This window comes from Pseudonocardia sp. EC080619-01 (assembly GCF_001420995.1).
Classification (GTDB): Bacteria; Actinomycetota; Actinomycetes; order Mycobacteriales; family Pseudonocardiaceae; genus Pseudonocardia.
Window position 1 is genome coordinate 778,257 of the sequence record NZ_CP012184.1, and the last position, 20,982, is coordinate 799,238.

Genomic DNA, 20,982 nt, shown 5'->3' on the forward strand with positions numbered 1-20,982 from the left:
TTGCGTCGAACGTAGAATTGTTGCCGTACGCAATGTATCTGGGCGGGCCCCTGCCGGGCCTGCCGCCGCAGCCGGGGAGGTGGAGAGATGGACGCGACGACCACGACGCGCACGCAGGCCGAACGGGCCGCCCGGGACGCGATCCCGGATCATCCCCGGCTCGCCGGTGCGCTGCGCGCGGGTGACCTCCCGGCCGTCGCCGCCGGGGCCGGGGACCTGAGCCCCCGGGACCTCGCCGAGACGCTGGCGCGGTGCGACGAGGCCGACGCCGGTGTGCTGTTCCGGCTGCTGGACAAGGACACCGCGGCCGCCGCGTTCGAGGAGCTCGACGCGGTGACCGCCCAGCGGGTGCTCGACGGGATGCGCGAGGACCGGGTGGCGGAACTCGTCGAGGGCCTCGATCCCGACGACCGCGCCCGGCTGCTCGGCGAGATGCCGGCGTCGGTGGCGCACCGGGTGCTCGCCGGGCTGGCCCCGGACCGGCGCCGGGCGACCGCCGCGCTGCTCGGCTACCCGGCCGGGTCCGCCGGCCGGCTCATGACGCCCGAGACGGTGAGCCTGCACTCCGGCGGCACCGTCACCGAGGCGCTGGCCCGGGTGCGCCGGGCCGGGCGGAACGCCGAGACCGTCTACACGCTGCCGGTCGTCGGGCCGGGCCGGGTGCTGGAGGGTGTCGTCACGCTCCGCGAGCTCGTGCTCAGCACGCCGGAGACGCCGCTCGCCGACCTCGTCGAGACCGGCACCCCCACGGTGCGCGCCACCGACACCGGGGAGCACGCCGCCCGGCTGCTCGGCGACTCGGACCGGATCGCGCTCCCGGTCGTCGACGGCGAGGACCGCTTGCTGGGCCTGCTCACGATCGACGACGCGGTGGAGGAGCTGGAGCGGGCCGACTCCGAGGACGTCGCACGGCAGTCCGGCGCGGCCCCGTGGTCCGGGCACTACATGACCGTCGGCGTGCTGTCGCTGGCCCGCTCCCGGATCGTCTGGCTGCTCCTGCTCCTGGTGGCGGCCACGCTCACGGTGAACGTCCTGCAGTACTTCGAGGACACACTCGCCCAGGTCACGGCACTGGCGCTGTTCGTGCCGCTGCTGATCGGCACCGGTGGGAACGCCGGCGCCCAGGCCGCGACGGCGAGCGTGCGCGCGCTCGCCGTCGGCGAGGTCCGGCCGTCGGACGTGCTCACGGTGATGTGGCGCGAGGCCCGGGTCGGCGCCGCGCTCGGCACGATGCTGGCCCTGGCGGGGCTGGTGATCGGCACCGCGCTCGTGGGGGCGCAGATCGCGCTCGTCGTCGGGATCTCGCTGGTCGCGATCTGCGCCTGGGCGGCGACGATCGGGGCGACGATGCCGCTGGTCGCGCGCCGGCTGGGCATCGATCCCGCGGTGGTGTCCGCCCCCGCGGTGACGACCCTGGTCGACGCGACCGGCCTGGTCATCTACTTCTCCGTGGCCCACCTGGTCCTGCAGTTCTGACGCCCGGCCGCACGCCGGGCGGGGTCAGCTCACCAGTCCGGCGCGGAAGGCCAGTGCCACCAGCTGGACGCGGTCCCGGGAGCCGGTCTTCGCCAGCAGGTGGCCGATGTGTGTCTTCACCGTCGCCTCCGACACGACCAGGTCCTGCTGGATCTCGGCGTTGGACCGGCCGTCGCCGACCAGGTTCAGCACCTCCCGCTCGCGCGGGGTGAGATCGGCGAGCGCGGCCGCCGCGTCGGGCGCCGCGGCGGCCGGCTCCGGCGCGGACAGCAGTGGCGCGGTCGCCCGCAGCAGCCGGCGCGTCGACACCGGGTCGATCACCGAGTCGCCGCTGTGGACCGTCCGCACCGCGTCGATCAGGCCCTGCGGCTTGACGTCCTTGAGCAGGAACCCGCTGGCCCCGGCCCCGATCGCGGCCGTCACCGACTCGTCGAGGTCGAACGTCGTCAGCACGACGACCTTCAGCCCGGGATGCGCGGCCAGCGCCCGGCGGGTCGCCTCGATCCCGTCGAGGCGCGGCATGCGCACGTCCATCAGGACGACGTCGACCGCGGTCCGGTCGAGCTCGGCGAGCGCCTGCTCACCGTCCCCGGCCTGCGCGACGACGGTCAGGTCGTCGCACGAGTCGAGCACCATCGCGAATCCGGCGCGGACGAGCTCCTGGTCGTCGACCAGCATCAGGCGGACAGGGTTCACCGTTCTCCTCGGGTGGGTGTCGACGGGGGCACCGGGAGCCGCAGCCGGACGGACCAGCCGCCGTCGGGGTGCGGCCCGGTCTCGACCGAGCCGCCGTGCAGGGCGGCCCGCTCGCGCATCCCGGTCAGGCCGTGCCCGCCGCGGGGCGGGCGCGGCACGGGGCCGCGGGCACCCTCGTCGCGGACGCGCACGGCCAGCTCGTCGGTGCTCCACTCCAGACGGACGTGGGTGGGTGTGCCGGGACCGGCGTGCTTGATCACGTTGGTGAGGGCCTCCTGGACCACCCGGTAGGCGGTCAGGCCGGGGCCGGTGGGGACGGTCCGCGGCGTGCCCGTGACCTCCAGGTCGACCGGGAGACCGCCGGCGCGGACCTGCTCGACCAGCGCGGGGACGTCGTCGGTGCCGGGCTGCGGGCGGCCTGCGGTGTCGGTGGTGCTGTCGGCCGGGTCGTCGGGGCCGGTGTCGCGCAGCATCTCCAGCAGCCCGCGGACGTCGGCGAGCGCCTCGCGGCCGGTGTCGGCGATCCCGGCGAGCACGTCGACCGCCTTCTGCGGGTCGCGCTGCGCGGCGAACTGGCCGCCGTCGGCCTGGGCGATGATGCCGGACAGCGAGTGCGCGACGACGTCGTGCACCTCCCGGGAGATCCGCGAGCGCTCGGCGAGCAGCTCGATCCGGACCTCCTGGCGGCGGCTCTCCTCCAGCAGCCGGGCCCGGTCGCGCAGACCCTCGGTGTGCCGGAACGACGCACGGCGCAGCGAGCCGGTCAGCCAGACGCCGATCGCGACCAGCAGCATGTAGCCACCGACCACGGCCATGCCGAGCAGTCCCATCTGCGGCACGGCCCCCCGCAGCAGGAACGGCCCGAACATCCCCGCGAGGAGCAGGAGCACGGCCACGGGGCCCGCCCAGCGGGGCCCGTAGGCCACCGCCGAGTACCCCATCACGAGCGCGGGGAGCAGGAACGCGGCGAGCGTCCCCGGCAGCGCGACCGTGCAGACGGTCGCGACGACCGCCGTGGCCACCGCCGCCGGGATCGGGTACGCGCGCCGGAACACCACCGGCGCGGCGGCGAGGACCGCGACGACGAGGGCGGCCGTCCGCTGGGAGGCCATGACCTTGCCCTCGAACGTCCAGCTGACCGCGATCCCGATCAGCAGCGCGGCGAGCACCGCGTCGACGACGACGGGGTTGCGCCGGCAGAGCACGACGAACCGTTCGACGAGCGTGGGCTCCTCCGCCGACGAGGGGCGGCCGATGTCGTTCAGGTAGCGGCGCAGGGTCCGGAACGCGGCGGTCATCGGGCACCTCCGGCGCGCGCCGAGAGGACGTGCACGACCTGTTCGAGCGGGCCGCGACCGGCCAGCCCCCGCCAGCCGGCGGCGAAGAGGACCGCGATCGCGCAGAACACGGCGGTGACGGCCCACGGCGAGGTCTCCGGTGCGCCGCCGGCCAGGGTCAGCACCACGATGTGTCCGGCGTAGACGGTCAGCGCCAGCGAGCCGGTCGCGGCGAGCGGCACGAGCAGCGCCGGGACGGCGCGGGCCACGAGCAGGCACAGCCCGAGCACCGCGACGGCGACCCCGGCCGCCCCGACGACGTCGAACGGGCTGCCGCTGTGCGGGGCGGCGACGAGCAGCCAGGCCGGCGTCGTCGTCGCGACCGTGCCGTACGACGACGAACCCAGGATCTCGAGCGCGGCCTCCGGCGGCATGCCGAGCCGGTCGGCGACGGGCGCGACGCTGCCCAGCAGCGCCTGCCGCCCGCCGAGCACGTCCACGGCGAGCCATGATCCCCCGTACCCGATCGTGGCACCGACGAGGCCCCCGGCGAGCAGCCTGCCGGCGGCGGCGCGCAGGTCGAGCCGGCCGATCGCCATGCCCAGCAGCAGGAACGGCATCCAGGTCAGCACGGGATAGGCACCCGAGAGCAGCAGCACGTCGACGGCCCGGACCAGGCCGGCGCCCGAGGTGAGGTCGGACGCCTGCAGCACCCCGCCGAGGATGGTGCCGCCGTCCGCGGTGGTCGGCCCCGGCAGAACCGAACGCAGGGCGAACGACAGCAGCGGCCCGGCGACCGCCCACACCGAGGCGGTGGCGGTCAGCGTCCGCGCCCCGGCGAACAGCAGCGGCAGCACCAGCAGGAACTCGACGCCGTAGACGGCCAGGATCACCATCGGTCCGGTGCTCACCGCGGCGAGGACGACACCGAGCACGATCAGCAGACCGGCGCGCACGGCGACCCGGCGGCGCAGCGCGGCCCGGTCACGGGGATCGCCGGAGCGCAGCGCGGACCGCGCCATGAGCGCGAGCGACACGCCGCCGAGCACTCCGAACAGGACGGCCGCGCGGCCGTTCACCAGAGTCCAGAGCGTGGAGGTCGCCTCCGCGGCCGCGACGTGGGCGACGATCATCCCGAGGACGGCGAGGCCGCGGGCGGCGTCGACGCCCGCCAGCCGCTCCCGGCCGGACGCGCCGGACCGGCGGCCGGTCCGCCACGGCGCCGGTGCGGTGGGCGCCCGTGCCGGGCGCGGTGCCGGGACCGCCGGGAAGCGGCCGACGGCGGCGATGCCGGACGGCTCGGTGGGGGACTCGGTCGTGGTCATGGTGTCGACGATGGCCTCCCGGCCCGGCCGGCCGCGTCGGAGCCGGGACGGATTCCCGCGTCCGACCACGGCATGAGGCCCCCTAGGCTGTGACCTCATGACCAGCCCGTTCGCCGTCCAGGACGGCGCCGAACGCGCCCAGCTCACCGCTTTCCTCGACGAGTACCGCGCCCTCCTCGACGCCTCCCTCGACGGGCTGACCGAGGAGCAGGCCCGCCGCCGGCTCGTCCCGTCCCGGACGACGCTGCTGGGACTGGTCGGGCACGCGGCGTTCGTCGAGACGGTCTGGTTCGGACAGGCCGTGACCGGGGCGACGCGGGCGGAGCTCGGCATCCCGGAGTCGGTCGAGGACTCCTTCGAGTTCACCGACGACGACACCGTGGCCGCGGTCCGCGCCCGCTACCGCGCGGTGGCCGAGCGGTCCCGCGCCGCCGTCGCCGACCTGTCGCTGGACGACACCGTGCACGGCCGCGGGCGGCCGATCACGGTGCGCTGGCTGCACCTGCAGGTGCTGCGGGAGCTGGCCCACCACTGCGGGCACGCGGACATCCTGCGGGAGCAGGTGCTCGCCGCCGACCGGGCGGGGTGATCGACCGTCACCCCGAGCCGGCGGGGCCCGGGGACCCGGTGCGCCGGGCCGGGTCCGGCGGAGCCGTCGGCGCCGCCCCCGGACCGCCCGGGTCGGCCCCGGAGACCCCGGGCCCGGCCGACGGCCCCGGTGCACCGTCGCCACCGGGAGCGGTGCCCGGCGTCGTGCCCGCCCCGGGTGCCGGACCGGCCGGCGTCGTGCCCGCCCCGGGCGCCGTGCCAGGGTCCGGCTCGGTACCCGCACCCGGCGAGGAACCGGACCCGGGCTCCGTCCCCGCACCGGGAGTCGTGCCCGGTGCCGGGGCCGTGCCGGGTGCCGTGCCCGTTCCGGGCGGCTGCCCCTGCCCCGGCTCCGTGCCGGGCGCCGTCCCCGGCCCGGTGTCCGGCGGGGCGGTGGGGGCCGCTCCCCGCGTCGGAGCGGGTCGCGCCGGCGCGCCCGGGCCCGGCCGGGCCTGAACACCACCGCCGGGCCCGGCACCCGGCGCCGGAGCCGGTGGGCGGTGCGCACCGGCACCCGGTCGCGGCGCGACCGGACCGGGCTCGGCGGCGCGATGGGCGGGCCGCCGCTCCGGCTCCACCGGCCGCGACGGATCTCCCGCACCGGGGAGGCGGGCGACGGCGCCGGGGTCCACCGCGTCCGGGACCGGACCGGGCGCCGCGCGCGGGCCGCCGTCGACCGCCGGCGGGTCCGCGACGGCGGGCGGCGTCCCGAGCTGCGGCCAGCCGCCGTCCGGGCGTGCGGCGGCGACCGCGACCGCGACCCCGCCCGCCGCACCCGCGACGGCCAGTACCGCGCCCGCGACGCCGAGCGTCACCGCCCGCGACACCGTCCGGGACGGCGTGGCGGGGACGACCGGCATCGGTCCACCGTGGAGCGTCGGTGCCGGGTCAGTGGTCACGACCGGCTCGGCCGGCTCACCGGACGGACGGATCGGGGGCCGCGGCGGGGGTTCCGCCGACCGCCCGCGGGACGACGTCCGGTCGTCGCCCCCGTGCTCACCGTCGTCGTCGCCGACCCCGCCCGTCACCGCACTGCACCCCCTGCTCGTAAGCCGAGGGGCGATCGTCGCGGTGCCGGTCCACCGGGGCCAGCCGTACACCCCGGATGCACCCCGGAGCACCGGAGAAACGCACGAGCGGGTGACGGTGGGCTCACCAGGCGACCGGCAGCTCCTCCAGACCGAAGATCGCCTTGTGGCTGGCCCAGGCGATGCCGTCGTCGGTGGCGAGCCGCAGCCCCGGGAACCGGCGCAGCAGCGCCGGGAACGCCACCCGCATCTCGGCGCGGGCCAGCGGCGCGCCGAGGCAGTGGTGGATGCCGTGCCCGAACGCGACGTGGTTGGTGGGGCGGCGGGTCACGTCGAGCCGCTCCGGGTCGTCGGCGATCCCGGGATCGCGGTTGGCCGCGGGCAGGTTGAACAGCACGAGGTCGCCCGCCGGGATCGTGGTGCCGTCGAACTCGACGTCGGTGGTGGCGAGCCGGGGCGACCCGGAGTTGACGATCGAGATCCAGCGCAGCAGCTCCTCGACGGCGGCGGGCACGGCGTCCGGGTCGTCGCGGACCAGTGCGAGCTGGTCGGGGTGCCGGAGCAGCGCCAGCGTGCCGAGGGCGAGCATGTTCGACGTCGTCTCGTGCCCCGCCACGAGCAGCAGGTTCGCGATGCCGACGAGCTCGGCGTCGGTCACGACGTCGGCGTGCTCACGGATCAGCATCCCGATCAGGTCCTCGCCGGGGTCGCGGCGGGCCCGCGCGACGAGGTCCTGCATGTACGCCAGTGCCTCGGCGGCCAGCTCGACGCGCTCGGCCTCGCCGAGGGTGGTGTCGAGCTGGCGGGCCGTGCGGGTCTGGAACTCGTCCTGGTCGGCGGGCGGCACGCCGAGCAGCTCGCAGATCACCAGCGACGGGACGGGCAGCGCGAAGAGCCGGACGAGATCGGCCGGGGCGTCGTCGCGCTCGACGGCGTCGAGGTGCTCGTCGACGATCTCGACGATCCGCGGTTCGAGCCTGCGCATCCGCCGCACCGTGAACTCCGGGGTCAGCAGGCGGCGCAGCCGGGTGTGGTCGGGCGGGTCGAGGGAGAGCAGGTTGCCGGTGCGGTCGCCGGAGAGCTGGCGCGGGTCGCGGCTCGGGCCACCCGTCAGGTCGGCGGGCGTCCAGCCGTTGCGGAAGGTGGTGGCGTCGCCGAGCATCCGGCGGACGTCGGCGTGCCGGGTCAGCAGCCACGCGGACGGGCCGAACGGCGTGGGGACGCGGACGACGCCCGGCTGCTCCCGCAGCTCCGCGGCGTCCGGGGCGGGGCCGAACCCGCTGCGGCGCAGCTCGATCGGCCGGGGCTCCTCGGTGGTGGTCACGGGTGGTCCTCCGTCAGGGTCGGGTGCGGGGAATGGCGGCGGTGACGGCCATCGCGACCAGCGCGGAGCCGGCCCCGAGCAGCATCACCAGGGAGAACGCGGCCTCGGACGGGACGACGGAGCCGCCGGGACCCGCCGTCGTCATCCGGGCGAGCAGGACGCCCGCGACGGCACCGGCGGTGGACAGGCCGATCGCCCGCATCAGGTTGTTGAGGCTGTTGGCGGCCGCGGTCTGGGTGACCGGCACCGCGGCCATGACCAGGGCGGGCATCGCGCCGTAGGCCAGTCCGATGCCGGCGCTGATCACGACGGAGCTCACCAGCAGCTGCCACACCGCGGCGTGGAACGCGGCCCCCAGCCCGTACCCGGCGGCGACGACGACGGCGCCGGCCATCAGCGTCGTCCGCGGGCCGTAGCGGGCGCTGATCCGCGCCGACACCGGGGACATCGCCATCATGCAGAGCCCGCCGGGCGCGAGGACGAGGCCGGCGACCAGGATCGACTGCCCGAGCCCGTAGCCGGTCTCCTCGGGCAGCTGCAGCAGCTGCGGGAAGACCAGCGACATCGCGAACATCGAGAACCCGAACACGGCGGACGCGGTGTTGGTGAGCAGCAGCGGGCGCCGCCGGCTGACCCGCAGGTCGATCAGCGGATCGGGGGTGCGCAGCTCGCGCAGCCCGAAACCGGCCAGCGCCACCGCCGCGACGGCGAGCAGCGACAGCGTGAGCGGGCTCGCCCAGCCCCAGTCGCCGCCCTTCGACACCGCGAGCAACAGCCCGACGAGGGCCACCGCGAGCAGCAGTGCACCGGGCAGGTCGAACCGTCCCCCGGTCCGCTGCGGGGACTCCGGGACGAGCAGCACCACCAGGGCGATCACCGCGGCCCCGAGCACCGCGGCGGCCCAGAACAGTGCGTGCCAGTCGGCGACCTGCACCACCAGCGCGGACGCGGGGAGGCCGAGCGCGCCGCCGACGCCGAGTGAGGCGCTCATCGTCGCGGTGGCCGAGCCGACCCGCTCCGCGGGCAGCAGGTCCCGCATCAGGCTGATCCCCAGCGGGACGACGCCCGCGGCCAGTCCCTGCAGCGCCCGCCCGACCACCAGCGGGACCAGCGAGGTGCTGAGCGCGGCCACCACGGAGCCGGTCACCAGCACGCCGAGGCAGACGAGCAGCATCCGGCGCTTGCCGACCATGTCGGCGAACCGTCCGACCACCGGGACGGCGACGGCGCCGGCCAGGAGTGTCGCGGTGACGATCCACGCGGTGTCCGCCGGGTCGGCACCCAGCAGGGACGGGAACAGCGGGACGAGCGGGACCACCACGGTCTGCTGGAGCGAGACGACGATGCCCGCCGCGGCGAGCACGGCGACCAGCGCGGACGGCGGCCCGATGGGGGTGGGAGCGTCCACGGGGGAGGCCGGGGAGCTCGAGGGACGGGACATGCACACTCCTGCGACACCGGTGCGGGACACCGCCGACGCTAAGTCAATCACTTGACTTAATGCAAGCGGAACGGTTCCCTGGGCACCGCGACCCCGGACGGGAGGCGACGAGATGAGCACGGTGAGCACGAGCGGCCCGAGCGAGCGCGCCGCGGCGACCCGGGAACGGATCCTGGAGGCCGCCGAGCGGCTCTTCGCCGAGCACGGCGTCCACGCGGTGTCGAACCGGGCCGTGGCGGAGGCGGCCGGACAGGGCAACAACACCGTCGTCGGCTACCACTTCGGCACGAAGGCCGATCTCGTCCGCGCGCTCATCCGGCGCCAGGCCGGGGCGATGGACGCCCGCCGCGAGGAGACGGCGGCCCGGCTGCCGCCCGAGGCGGACCTCCGCGACTGGGTCGACGCCCTGGTCCGGCCGGTCGCCGACCACCTCGCCGCGGCCGGGGCGCCGACCTGGTACGCGCGGTTCGGGGCGCAGGTGATGACCGACCCCGCGCTGCGGGAGATCATGGTCGCCGAGTCGCTCGCGTCGCGGTCGCTGACCGTCGTCCTCGACGGGCTGAACGCCCGGCTCCCCACGCTGCCGCCGGAGGTCCGGCTCGAGCGCGGTGAGATCTGCCGTCAGCTGCTCGTGCACCATTTCGCCGAGCGGGAGCGGGCGCTGGCCGAGGGCCTGCCCACGCCGCGGTCGTCCTGGGCGGACGCCGCGACGGGGCTGGTCGACGTGCTCGTCGGGGTGTGGACGGCGCCGGTCAGTCCCGCAGGTCCGGGCGCCTGAACTCGGTCGTCTCCTCGTTCCCGGGCCGGCCGGGCATCGTGAAGACCGTCGTGTCGCCGTCGTCCGGGGCGTTGTCCGGGGCGACGTCGTCGGGGTCCGCGGTCCCGGCGCCCGCCCAGTCGGCCGGCCCGGTCTCGCCGATCCGCCGGCGGTAGACGGTGGGCGCGCCGGTGTCGGGGGCGAGGCCGTCCGGCGCCGGGGCGCCGCCGCCGATGCCCTCGTAGACCTCCGGACGGTTGCGGCGCAGGCTCAGCGCCCACGCTCCGCCCGCGACCGCGGCGACCAGTACGACCCCGGGCAGGACCCACCGGGCCGGCGACGACGGGTCGGTGCCGAGCAGCGCGTCGAAGTTACCGACGAGCACGACCAGGATCGCCGCGAGCAGCAGCGCCGCGAGCGCCGGGGCGACGAGGCGCGACCACACCGACACCGGCGCCGTCCGGTTGCGCCGGAAGAACCCGATCACGGCCACCGAGGTGCCGGTCATCAGCAGCACGACGCCGATCGCCGAGAGCCCGGAGAACCAGCTGAACAGCGACAGCATCGGGTCGGCCGCGGTGACGGCGAAGCCCATGACGACGACGAGCGCCAGCACCGACTGCGCCACCGACCCGGCGACCGGGCCGCCGGAACGGGCACCGACGGCGGCCAGCGCGCCGGGCAGGACCCGCTCCCGGCCGAGCGCGAACAGGTACCGGGCGACACCGTTGTGGAAGCTCAGCAGCGCCGCGAAGACGCTGGTGAGCAGCAGGACGGTGGCGACGTCGGCGACGACCGGCCCGAACATCTCCGCCAGCGGCCCGAAGACGAGGCCGGGCCCCTCCTCCCCCGCGCGCGCCTGCAGCTGCGACGGCCCGGTGGCGGCGACCATCGCCCAGGCGGACAGCGCGTAGAACAGGCCGGTGAAGGTGACGGCGACGAAGGTCGCCCGGGCCACCGTCCGGCGCGGGTCACGCGCCTCCTCGGAGTAGATCGCGCCGGACTCGAACCCGGTGAAGGACGCGACCGTGAAGGCGACGACCGCCCCGATCCCGCCCGCGAACAGCGTGGCGGGCATCAGCGGCTCGGCCGTGACCACGCCCTCGGCGGGACGGGTGAAGCCGGCGACGTCGAACCCGACGACCACCGCCACCTCGACGACCAGCAGCACGGCGAGGATCCGCGCGTTCAGGTCCACGCGCAGCAGCCCGAGCCAGCCGACGGCCAGCATCGCGAACAGCGCCCAGGTCCACCACGGCAGCCGCAGGCCCGCGACGTCGCCGACGAAGTCGGACATCGTCGAGCCGAACAGTCCGTAGAGCGCGATCTGGATCGCGTTGTAGGCGACGAGCGCGACGAACGACCCGGAGACCCCGGCCGGCCTGCCGAGCCCGCGGGCGAGGTAGGAGTAGAAGGCACCGGCGTTCGCGACGTGCCGGCTCATCGCGGCGTAGCCGACCGCGAACAGCACGAGCACCGCGGCGACGCCGAGGAACGCCAGCGGGACTCCCTGGTTGCCGCTCACCGCGTACGCGGTGGTGACACCACCCGCGAGGACGGTGAGCGGGGCCGAGGCGGCGACGGTGAAGAACACCAGGTGCACGACACCGAGGCGGCGCCGGCGCAGGCCGGGGACCTGCCGGTCTGCGGTCGCGAGCGCGGACATGCGCGACTCCTGAACTCGGGGAGAATCGTTTGACGATGCGGAATGATAACGTCACGTCAGAACGGGCGCGAAATCGGTAAGAAATGTTGGCGATATGCGCTCGCGCAATTACCCAGGGTGAAATCGAATCGAGGGGCGACAGGTGGAACAGGGCGCGCTGGCGAACGGCTTGTTCCTGATCGCGTACGACGAGGCGGCGGGCCGCCCGGGACTGGCGCCCGATCTCCTGGCCTGCGGCCTGGTCGGTGCCCAGCTGGCCGACCTGGTCATGGCCGGAGCGCTGACCGTCGGCGCCGACGACCGGGTCGTCGCCACCCGGCCCGGCCCGGCGGCGCGGGTGACCGGCGAGGCGGCGACCCTCGTCCTCGACAGCATCGCCCACGAGCCCCGCGCCCACCCCGTCCGGGCCTGGATCGAGGCGCTCGGCGGTCCGCTGACCGACGCCGTCCGGAACAACCTGGTGGAGCGCGGGACGCTCGCGCAGTCGACGGGACGGACCCTGCTGGGCCGGAGCCGGACCCGGCTCACCGCGACCGACACCACCGCCGCGCGGGCACCGTCGATCGCGTTGCGCGAGATGGTCCGCGCGCCCGCCACCTTCACCCTGCCGGGCGCCGTCACCCTCGTGCTGGTCTCGGCACTCGGTGTCGAACGGCTGCTGGAGCCGGAGGTCGACCGGGCGACCGCGCGGGCGCTGGCCCGCGACGCGGCCGGGCACCTGCCGGCGCCCGTCGAGCGGCTGCGGCAGGGCCTGGCGGAGACCGCCGCCGCGGCCGGCGTCGCCGTCCGGCGCTGACGGTCAGCGCCCCGGCGGCACGTCGAGGGTCGGGTTCCGGTCGAAGAAACCCGAGGGCGTCAGCCGGAACCCGCAGGACGCGGTCGGCATCACCGGCCAGTCCTCCGGACGCGGGAAGTGGGTCACGCCGAAGGTGTGCCAGAGCGTCAGCTCGACGCCGTCGACGTCACGGTCCTCCCCCACCCACGCCGGCAGTCCCGCCCCGCCGCCGTGCTGGTTCACCAGCTCACCCGCCGGGTAGCGACGCTGCGGGTCGTAGGCGGTGACCCACAGGTGCCGGCTCGCGAACGCGGCCCGGCCGGCGATCGAGGAGCCGTCGTCGGCGAGCAGGGCCGGCCCGTCCTCCGGCTCCAGCACGTACGCGGTCGGGTCGCCGAACCGGTTGCGCGCCTCGGCGGAGGAGACCCTCCACACGCGACCGGCGCCGCGGTCGGCGAACCGGCCGGCCTCGCGTTCGGACGCGATCCGGGTGACGGTGCGCTCGAACGCGTTGCCGTAGGGGTTGTCCGCCGAGACCGGCAGCCGCCGCACGTCGAGCTCGTCGACCGCACCCCGCGCGCCGTCGACGGTCAGGTCGAGGCGGGCGCAGAACAGGTGCTGGTGGTACGGCGCGCCGAGGCCGGGCGCGACCTGGCTCGACCAGCGGGACGCCCGCTCGTCGTAGGCGCCGGTGAACACGACCCCGGTGGACTTCACGTCCAGCTCGATCGCGCCGTCGGGGTGGAGGTGCCAGTAGAAGCCGTAGTCGTAGTTGCCGATCGTCGCGAAGAACGAGACCACCAGGCGACGGCGGCGCCGCACCGCCTGCTTCCCGGTGAAGACGTCGGTGTGCTTCCAGAGCACGCCGTCGTCCTCCTCGTGCAGGCAGACCGCGTTGCGGATCGTGCGGGGCCGCGCGTCCGGGTCGGCGACGACGGCGTCGACATAGTGGATCTCGCCGACGCAGTCGCACCCGAGCTCGAGCGAGTTCGCCTGCTGCCCGAGCAGGTACTCACCGGCGTCGAAGTAGTTCTGCCAGAAGCGGACCGGACCGGGGTCGGCGTAGGGGACGACCATCTCGGCGACCGACACCCGGTGCGCCACCGGCCGGCCGGAGATCGAGAGCTGCTGCAGGACGAGGCCCTCGCGCGGGTCGAAGCCGATCCGGAAGCGCCAGCCCTCCCACTCGACGACGTCGTCGCCGGACACGGTGAAGCTGGCACCCTCGGGCTGGGTGACGTGCAGGGGCCGCCGGGTCTCACGGTAGGGGCCCTCGCCGAAGTTGCCCTCCTCCTCGGGGATCGGGACGACCCCGGTGTCGACGAGCTCGACGACCCGGCGCTCCAGCAGGTCCACATAGGCCACGACGCCGTCGATCGGGTGCGCCCACGGGCTGTCGTCCGGGCGGTGCTGCAGGAACGACAGCACCCGCAGCATCCGGCGCCCCTCCTCACCCGGGAGCCCGAACGAACCCGCCGACAGCGGGCACGCCGCGACCAGCGAGACGTCCTCGACGCCCCGTTCCGCCATCGCGGCCAGCCAGCCGGGGTCGGCCTTCACGATCGCGTCGACGCCCTCCATCTCCTCACCCGTGATCGGGGGCTGGCCGTCGACGGCCGGATCGTGCTCGACCGTGGCGTCCACCGTGGACCGGGTGAGCGACGCGATCACCGTGCGGGACGTGCCGGACGCCGGGTCCAGCAGGACGGCGCGCACCCGGCGGTCCACCGGGTCGCCGTCGCGGTGGGCGGCGACCTCGGCCCGGGGCGGCTCCTCCAGTGCGAGGACCGGCACGCGCACGCCCGGACCGAGCAGGTCGTGCGACGTCAGCAGTGCGCGTGCGGCGTCGATCTCGGCGGCGGTGAGCCGGGACAGCGGGTGGATCATGCGACCTCTCCAGTCGTGCCGGTGCGTGCCGCCGACCCTGCCACGCGGGACCGGGCTCGCGCCGATCACGACCGGGGGCTCACGTGCGACGACGGTGGGTCACCGGCAACGGTGGCGTGCGCCTCGAATCTCGCTCCGGAGGCCCAAGCGACACCGGTTACCGGTACGTTCAGTACCGATCAACTAGTCCGACCGGGTGGCTCGCACCGTCCGGACGGCCTACCGCGAGGAGGTAACGCGACCGTGAGTAACAGCGTCTTCGCCGGTTCCCCGTTCCTGCGCGAGAGTGCGGCCGTCGACCACCGGGCCGGCGGCGTCCGGACCGCCCTGCGGACCCGGCACGACCGCGCCGCGACCGACGTCCGCGCCGCCGGCCGGTCCGGCGACGAGAAGGGCCTGCTCGACGCGACCCGGCGCCTGGAGCAGCTGCTCGCCGCGGCCCGCCGCGAGCTCGGTGCGCGCGACGCCGACACCCTCGTCGTCGAGGGCACCCTGTCGGTCGCGTACCTGCTCGGTGACGACGAGACCCGCGGCCTCGAGCTGGCCGCCCGCAACCTGGCGGCTCGCGAGCAGGAGTTCGGCGCCGACCACCCGGCCTCGCTGGCCGCCGCCGACGCGCTCGCCGCGGCACACCGCGTCACCGGCCGCCCCGAGGAGGCCGTCGCCCGGCACGAGGACGTGATCACCCGGCGCGGGCGCGTGCTGGGCGACGCGCACCCGTGCACCGTCGCCTCCCGCGCGGCGCTCGCCGTGGCCCGCGCCGACGCGGGCGACCTGCGCGGCGCCGCCGGGCTGCTGTCGTCCACGCTGGACACCGCCGACCGGTTCCTCGGGCCGAGCCACCCGGTGACCGACGACGTCCGCGAGCTGCTGGCCGAGTGTCGTGAGGCGCTGGCCGACGAGGCGCTCGCCGCCGTCCGCCCGGGCCGCGAGGAACCGGCCGACGAGCCCACGGAGGAGCCCACCGGTCTGCTCCCCGTGCTCTCCCGGGTCCCCGACCCCCGCGAGGAGACGCGCCCGATCTTCTTCGACCGGCCCTCCGGACCGCTGCCGGTCATCGGCTGATCCACCGGTCCCACGACACCGCCTCCCGGGACCCACCGCCGGGCAGCCTCCCCTCGCGGTGGGCCGGCCGGAGGACCCCCGCGGTCGGGAGTGGACGCGGACGCCGCCAGGCCGCAGGTGGGATCGCCGCGCGCCACGTGCGCACGTCGGTCATCCGGGAGCCCGGTAGGTGTGTCCGGTCGGGGTGGTGGTGCGGACCTGTCCGTCCGGCCCGCGGGCCACCCGCCAGCCCGCTTGTTCGCGGACGTGGTTGTGGAACTCGCACACCCCTGCCGTTGTCGAGCTCGGTCGCTCCCCCGTCGGCATCGCGGTGGATGTGGTCGACGTGCCGTACCGGGGCGTCGCAGTAGGGCTCGGTGCACCGGTTCCCCGCGCGCGCTCGGACCAGGCGGGCGAGGAGACCGGTGAAGGTGCGCTGGCGGGAGTCCCCGCCGATCACGACGCCGTCGGAGGTGATCAGGCGGCGCAGGGTCTTCCTCCCCTCGCCCGTGGCCAGGAGTTCGACCGGGACCGGGCCGTGGCCGGAGATCTCCGCCGGCAACGGCGAGTCCGGGTCCAGCAGCGCCTCGACCGGCACCACGACCTGGACCTCGACACCCACATCGGTCGCCACCACCTGCCCGGTGAGGCGCTCGACCAGGGTGTCGGCCATGACCTGCCCGCGGGTCCGGGTCAGTGGTGCCGGGTTCACCGACACCTCGGTGAACGCCTTGTTCAGGGCGGCCAGACATGCCACACCCTGCTCGACCGGCAGATACGCGGTCAGATACGTCATCGCATCCGGCCCCGGGCGCAACGTCACACGCCGCTCTGCGCGGGCCGACTCGACCCGGGCCCGGAACTTCCCCGGCGCCACCTCGGCGGCGAACTTGCGTACGAGGTCCTGCAACCGCCGGATCCCCAGCCGGGTCAGATCGTGGCCGGCCAGACGAACATCCACCGCAGCACGTTCGGCGCGGTCGAGATCCGAGCAGGCGCTCACCACCGCCGTCACCTTGAGCGCCGACAGCTCCCCGGCGGCGAACAGCCCACGGACGTGATCGAGACCGTCGTGCAGATCCCGGGCCGTACCCACCCGGCGCCGCGCCTCGGCCGGCGACACCCGACAGGCCAACCCGACCTGAGCCACCACACCCCGCTGCAACCGATCCGGATCCGTCCGCCCGGCCGCGATGCCGTTCTCCACATGGAGCCGCGCGAACGCCCGCACCCGAGTGGCCTGCAGCGCCGCGAGGAAGTGCTGCACCGACTCCAGCTGCTGGATCTGATCGATCAACTCGGCTTCGGACACACCGGACAGGTCGTCGTGCGCGGCCTGCTCCACCGCCAGCTGCACCAGCGCCAGATCGACCTGAGGGAACCCCGGATCCCCGGCAGGGAGGCCGGTGCGTGGAGGTTCCTGGACCGCGGTCATAGGGCCGAGTGTACTCGACCATATGTTCGATCCGCTAGTACGTCGTTTGCGCCCCCACACCCGTGACCTGCGAGGGAGCGCGCGAACCACTCGGTGCCGGCGATCGTCCCGGGACGTCGGCCGCTGCCGAGCACGTTCGCGGAGCCGCCTTCGTCCGAGTCGACCGGCAGATGATGCGCCCCCTCCACTCCGGCACCACCGCGGATCGCCTCACCTCTCGCCCTGGCGAACCGGCCCCGAGCCTGTACCGCCCCGGAAACGTCACGGACCACACGGTCGACTGCACAGACCTCGGCTCGCACACCTCCGCCACGGACCTCCGCCCGCCACATGATCACCCGAGGCCGCGGCCCACCCTCAGTCCCGGGCCACCAGCTTCATCAGCGTGTCGACGACGTCGTCGAAGGCCCGCTCCTGCGCCGTGCCGGAGAGCTCCCCGCACCACACCGGCGCCTGGCTCATCGTCGCGTGCAGGCACTGCAGCGTGGCGTCGGTGTCGACGACCGCGAACTCCCCGGCCGCGAGCCCCTCGGTCAGCACGGCCCGGAACACCGCGTCGTGCCGGCGCCGGAGCGCCTTGATCCGGGTGCGCTGCGCGGCGGGCCAGGTGCTGGGCACCAGGAACAGCCGCAGCGCCGCGGGGTACTCGCGCACCGCGATCGTCACGTGCTCGCGCATCAGGGCCCGCAGCCGTCGGGCGGCGCTCCCTTCCCGACCGGCCGGGAGGCTCTCCAGGCGGCTCGTCCAGTCGTCGCCGAGGGTCTCGATCGCAGCGGTGACCAACTCGTCCTTGCCGGGGAAGTAGTAGTAGAGCGACCCCTTCGTGACATCGAGGCGCTCGGCCACGTCCTCCAGGCTGACCGCGTCGTACCCGCGCTCGCCGACGAGCTCGGCGGCCGTCGTCAGGATCTGCCGGATCCGGCGGCCGCGCTTGCGCTGCACCCGCCCGACCGGCTCCTCGCCCACGCGCGCCGCGTCCGTCATCACTCCACCTCCGCCGAAACCTCCGCCGACCAGTCTCGCACCGGCCGCGCGGGCACCTCACGGGCTCCAGTATTGACCTACGAGTCAAGTTTTGTCATTGTCGTCAGAGTTCGACGCCGAGGTCGATACCCAGAGGAGGTCGGCGACGTGGACTTCGCCCCCACCGAGAGCCAGCGCGCGCACCGCGACCGGGCCCGCGCGTTCGCGGAGTCGGTGCTGCTGCCCGGCTACCGGGGCCGGGAGGCCGCCGGCCGGATCGACCCGGACCTGCGCCGCGACATGGGCCGCGCGGGCCTGATCGGCCCGCAGCTGCCCACCGGTCTCGGCGGCGGCGGGACGGACCGGCTCACCGCGGGCCTCGTCGTCGAGGAGATCGGCCGCGGCGACATCAACGTCGGCTACCTGAACGTCGTCGGCGCGCTGACCGGCCGGATCCTCGCCGCCAACGCGACGTCCGAGCTCGCCGCGCACTGGGTGCCGCGGATCTGCTCCGGGGAGGAGATCGTCGGGATCGGGCTGACCGAGCCGCACGCCGGGTCCGACGCCGGCGTCCCCCGGCTGACCGCGACCCGCGACGGCACGTCCGACGACGCCGACTGGGTCCTCGACGGCGTCAAGTCGCTGTCGTTCGCCGCCGACGCCGCCGCGGTCGTCGTCTTCGCCCGCACCGGCGGGTCCACCGAGCGCGGCCGCGACATCTCCGCGTTCCTCGTGCCGCTCGACCGGCCCGGCGTGACCGTCGAGCCGTACCCGGACATGGGCACCCGCGCCGTCGGCCGCGGGGCCGCCCACCTCGACCGGGTCCGCGTCCCCGCCGACCACCTGCTCGGACCCGAGGGGCAGGGGTTCGGTCAGGTCATGTCCGGGTTCGACTTCTCCCGGGCGCTGATCGGGCTGCAGTGTCTCGGCTGCGCGCAGCAGACCGTCGACGAGACCTGGCGGTACGTGTCGGAGCGCGAGGCGTTCGACCGGCCGCTGTCGGTCAACCAGGGCGTCTCGTTCCCGCTCGCCGAGGCCGACACGCTGCTCGCCGCGGCCCGCGGGCTCTGCCACCGCGCGCTCTGGCTCGCCGACGCCGGTGAGCCGCACACCGCCGAGGCCGCGATGTGCAAGTGGTTCGCCCCGAAGACGGCCCACGACCAGATCACCCAGTGCCTGCTGCTGCACGGCCAGTACGGCTACCGCACCGAGCTGCCGATCGAGCAGCGGTTGCGGGACGTGCTCGGCCTGCAGATCGGCGACGGCACCGCCCAGATCATGAAGCTCGTCATCGCCCGCCGGCGGCTGGGCCGCGGGCTCGCACCCTGACTCACCCGACCGACCACGAGGAGAACACCCGATGGGCAGGATGGACGACAGGACCGTGATCGTGACCGGCGCCGGGCGCGGCATCGGCCGCGCGATCGCCGAGCGGCTGGCGGCCGAGGGCGCCGCCGTCGCGGTCACCGACGTCGACGAGGCGACCGCGGCCGGGACCGCCGCGGAGATCGGCGGACGGGCGGTCGGGATCCGGGCGGACGTCGCCGACCCGGAGTCGGTGCGGTCCATGGTGGACCGGGTCCGCGCGGAGTACGGCCGGATCGACGTCCTGGTGAACAACGCCGGCTGGGACAAGGTCGGCCCGTTCGTCGACTCCGACCCCGCCGACTGGGACCGGATCATCCGGATCAACCTCTACGGCGTCCTGCACACCGCACACGCCGTGGTCCCGGTGATGGTCGAGCAGGGCGGCGGGACGGTGGTCAACCTGGCCTCCGACGCCGGCCGGGTCGGCTCGTCCGGCGAGGCGGTCTACTCCGCGGCGAAGGGCGGGGTCATCTCCTTCACCAAGACCCTCGCCCGCGAGGTCGCCCGGAACGGGATCAACGCCAACTGCGTGTGCCCCGGTCCGACCGACACCGCCCTGTTCGCCTCGGTCGTCGAGGGCAACGACAGGCTGCGCGACGCGCTGGTCAAGGCCATCCCGTTCCGCAGGCTCGCGCAGCCGGAGGACCTCGCGGCCACCGTCGCGTTCTTCGCCTCCCCTGACGCCTCGTACCTCACCGGGCAGACCGTCAGCGTCAGCGGCGGCCTCTCGATGGCCTGATCGGCGCGCCGTGGACACCACCTCCGCACACGACCTCCTCGACCTCGACGACCTGCTCACCGACGACGAGCGCGCCTGGCGCGAGCACGTCCGCGGGTTCGTCGCCGAGCGCGTCACCCCGCATGTCGCCGACTGGTTCGAGCGGGCACACCTGCCCCGCGAGCTGATCCCCGAGCTGGGCCGGGCCGGGCTGCTCGGCGCGCACCTGCACGGCCCGGGATGTCCGGGCCGCAGCGCCGTCGAGTACGGGCTCGCCGCGGCCGAGCTGGAGGCGGCCGACTCCGGGATCCGGACGATCGTCAGCGTCCAGGGCTCGCTCGCCATGACCGCGATCGACCGGTTCGGCACCGACGAGCAGCGGGAACGCTGGCTGCCCGGGATGGCAGCGGGCGAGCTCGTCGGCTGCTTCGGGCTCACCGAGCCCGGGTCCGGCAGCGACCCGGCGAGCATGACCACCCGCGCCGAGCCCGACGGCGTCGGCTGGGTGCTGCACGGCGCGAAACGCTGGATCGGCCTCGCGACGATCGCCGACGTCGCCGTCGTCTGGGCGCGGACGCCGGACGGGATCCGCGGGTTCTGCGTCCCGACCGGCACCGACGGGTTCACCGCCACCCCGATCGAGCCGAAGCTGGGGCTCCGGACGTCGGTGCAGGCCGACGTCGTGCTCGACGGCGTCCGGCTCCCCGGCGACGCGGTCCTGCCCGGCGCGACCGGCCTGCGCGGCCCCTTCACCTGCCTGAACGAGGCCCGCTACGGGATCATGTGGGGCGCGATGGGCGCCGCTCGCGACGCCTGGACGACGGCGTGGCGCTACACGCTGGAGCGCCGGCAGTTCGGGACGCCGCTGGCCGCGTTCCAGCTGACCCAGCAGAAGCTCGTCGACACCGCGCTGGAGCTGCAGAAGGGCATGCTCGTCGCGCTGCGCACCGGCCGGCTCAAGGACGCGGGACGGCTGCGCCCGGAGCAGATCTCGGTCGGCAAGCTCAACAACGTCCGCGAGGCGATCGACATCTGCCGGACGGCGCGCACGATGCTCGGCGGGAACGGCCTGTCCGCCGCGTACCCGCCGCTGCGGCACGCGGCGAACCTGGAGGCGGTCCGGACCTACGAGGGCACCGACGAGATCCACACGCTGATCCTCGGCCGGGCCCTCACCGGGATCCCGGCCTTCACCGCGGGCGGTGCGGGGTGAC

The 20,982-nt window shown here is 75.1% G+C and carries 18 protein-coding genes; 8 read left to right on the forward strand and 10 right to left on the reverse strand.

Annotation, left to right across the window (positions count from 1 at the left end; all coding sequences use genetic code 11):
• Window positions 1-87: 87 nt before the first annotated feature.
• A complete protein-coding gene (mgtE, locus tag AD017_RS03595) occupies window positions 88-1,476 on the forward strand; it encodes a magnesium transporter (protein WP_060572845.1) in 1,389 nt (462 codons plus the stop codon).
• Between the two features lie 24 nt (window positions 1,477-1,500).
• Here the strand turns inward: mgtE and AD017_RS03600 are convergent, their stop codons facing one another.
• Genes AD017_RS03600 through AD017_RS03610 form a run of 3 tightly spaced genes read right to left on the reverse strand, consistent with a single transcriptional unit; the run spans window position 1,501 to window position 4,774 of the window.
• On the reverse strand, window positions 1,501-2,154 hold the full coding sequence (locus AD017_RS03600) for a response regulator transcription factor (protein WP_060576214.1): 654 nt from the start codon (window positions 2,152-2,154) through the stop codon (window positions 1,501-1,503).
• Between the two features lie 14 nt (window positions 2,155-2,168).
• A complete protein-coding gene (locus AD017_RS03605) occupies window positions 2,169-3,470 on the reverse strand; it encodes a sensor histidine kinase (RefSeq protein ID WP_060572847.1) in 1,302 nt (433 codons plus the stop codon).
• On the reverse strand, window positions 3,467-4,774 hold the full coding sequence (locus AD017_RS03610; protein WP_145982644.1) for a heparan-alpha-glucosaminide N-acetyltransferase domain-containing protein: 1,308 nt from the start codon (window positions 4,772-4,774) through the stop codon (window positions 3,467-3,469). The genes AD017_RS03605 and AD017_RS03610 overlap by 4 nt, the downstream gene beginning before the upstream one ends.
• A gap of 97 nt (window positions 4,775-4,871) precedes the next feature.
• Here AD017_RS03610 and AD017_RS03615 point away from each other — a divergent pair, with 97 nt between their 5' ends.
• Window positions 4,872-5,363 (forward strand): DinB family protein, encoded by a 492-nt coding sequence (locus AD017_RS03615; protein WP_060572851.1) that lies wholly within the window; start codon window positions 4,872-4,874, stop codon window positions 5,361-5,363.
• Between the two features lie 7 nt (window positions 5,364-5,370).
• Here AD017_RS03615 and AD017_RS03620 read toward each other — a convergent pair whose 3' ends face one another.
• From AD017_RS03620 to AD017_RS03630, 3 genes are all read right to left on the reverse strand, one after another.
• Window positions 5,371-6,222 (reverse strand): hypothetical protein, encoded by an 852-nt coding sequence (locus AD017_RS03620; protein ID WP_145986077.1) that lies wholly within the window; start codon window positions 6,220-6,222, stop codon window positions 5,371-5,373.
• A gap of 292 nt (window positions 6,223-6,514) precedes the next feature.
• The gene (locus tag AD017_RS03625) at window positions 6,515-7,714 is read right to left on the reverse strand and encodes a cytochrome P450 (protein WP_060572855.1); all 1,200 of its coding nucleotides are present in this window, start codon (window positions 7,712-7,714) and stop codon (window positions 6,515-6,517) included.
• Between the two features lie 13 nt (window positions 7,715-7,727).
• Entirely contained in the window at window positions 7,728-9,155 is a 1,428-nt protein-coding gene (locus AD017_RS03630; RefSeq protein ID WP_060572857.1) for an MFS transporter, read from the reverse strand.
• Between the two features lie 112 nt (window positions 9,156-9,267).
• Here AD017_RS03630 and AD017_RS03635 point away from each other — a divergent pair, with 112 nt between their 5' ends.
• Window positions 9,268-9,933 (forward strand): TetR/AcrR family transcriptional regulator, encoded by a 666-nt coding sequence (locus AD017_RS03635; RefSeq protein ID WP_010232518.1) that lies wholly within the window; start codon window positions 9,268-9,270, stop codon window positions 9,931-9,933.
• On the opposite strand, the gene AD017_RS03640 is transcribed toward AD017_RS03635, so the two are convergent.
• Window positions 9,908-11,578 (reverse strand): APC family permease, encoded by a 1,671-nt coding sequence (locus AD017_RS03640; RefSeq protein WP_060572859.1) that lies wholly within the window; start codon window positions 11,576-11,578, stop codon window positions 9,908-9,910. The two genes, AD017_RS03635 and AD017_RS03640, sit on opposite strands and share 26 nt — an antisense overlap.
• A gap of 142 nt (window positions 11,579-11,720) precedes the next feature.
• Between AD017_RS03640 and AD017_RS03645 the strand changes: the two genes are divergently transcribed.
• Window positions 11,721-12,374 (forward strand): GPP34 family phosphoprotein, encoded by a 654-nt coding sequence (locus AD017_RS03645; RefSeq protein ID WP_060572861.1) that lies wholly within the window; start codon window positions 11,721-11,723, stop codon window positions 12,372-12,374.
• 3 nt (window positions 12,375-12,377) lie between these two features.
• Here AD017_RS03645 and AD017_RS03650 read toward each other — a convergent pair whose 3' ends face one another.
• The gene (locus AD017_RS03650; protein ID WP_060572863.1) at window positions 12,378-14,240 is read right to left on the reverse strand and encodes a primary-amine oxidase; all 1,863 of its coding nucleotides are present in this window, start codon (window positions 14,238-14,240) and stop codon (window positions 12,378-12,380) included.
• A gap of 243 nt (window positions 14,241-14,483) precedes the next feature.
• Here AD017_RS03650 and AD017_RS03655 point away from each other — a divergent pair, with 243 nt between their 5' ends.
• Entirely contained in the window at window positions 14,484-15,305 is an 822-nt protein-coding gene (locus tag AD017_RS03655) for a tetratricopeptide repeat protein (RefSeq protein WP_060572865.1), read from the forward strand.
• On the opposite strand, the gene AD017_RS03660 is transcribed toward AD017_RS03655, so the two are convergent.
• Window positions 15,295-16,719, reverse strand: coding sequence for an HNH endonuclease signature motif containing protein (locus tag AD017_RS03660; RefSeq protein ID WP_060572867.1), 1,425 nt, complete (start codon window positions 16,717-16,719; stop codon window positions 15,295-15,297). The genes AD017_RS03655 and AD017_RS03660 overlap by 11 nt on opposite strands.
• A gap of 357 nt (window positions 16,720-17,076) precedes the next feature.
• Entirely contained in the window at window positions 17,077-17,703 is a 627-nt protein-coding gene (locus tag AD017_RS03665) for a TetR/AcrR family transcriptional regulator (protein ID WP_060572868.1), read from the reverse strand.
• 147 nt (window positions 17,704-17,850) lie between these two features.
• Here AD017_RS03665 and AD017_RS03670 point away from each other — a divergent pair, with 147 nt between their 5' ends.
• From AD017_RS03670 to AD017_RS03680, 3 genes are read left to right on the forward strand one after another with little or no spacing between them, the layout of a single operon-like run.
• Window positions 17,851-19,011: an acyl-CoA dehydrogenase family protein gene (locus AD017_RS03670; protein WP_060572870.1), complete on the forward strand. Its 1,161-nt coding sequence runs from the start codon at window positions 17,851-17,853 to the stop codon at window positions 19,009-19,011.
• Between the two features lie 31 nt (window positions 19,012-19,042).
• Entirely contained in the window at window positions 19,043-19,789 is a 747-nt protein-coding gene (locus AD017_RS03675; RefSeq protein ID WP_060572872.1) for an SDR family NAD(P)-dependent oxidoreductase, read from the forward strand.
• A gap of 10 nt (window positions 19,790-19,799) precedes the next feature.
• The gene (locus AD017_RS03680; protein ID WP_060572874.1) at window positions 19,800-20,981 is read left to right on the forward strand and encodes an acyl-CoA dehydrogenase family protein; all 1,182 of its coding nucleotides are present in this window, start codon (window positions 19,800-19,802) and stop codon (window positions 20,979-20,981) included.
• Window position 20,982 lies beyond the last annotated feature (1 nt).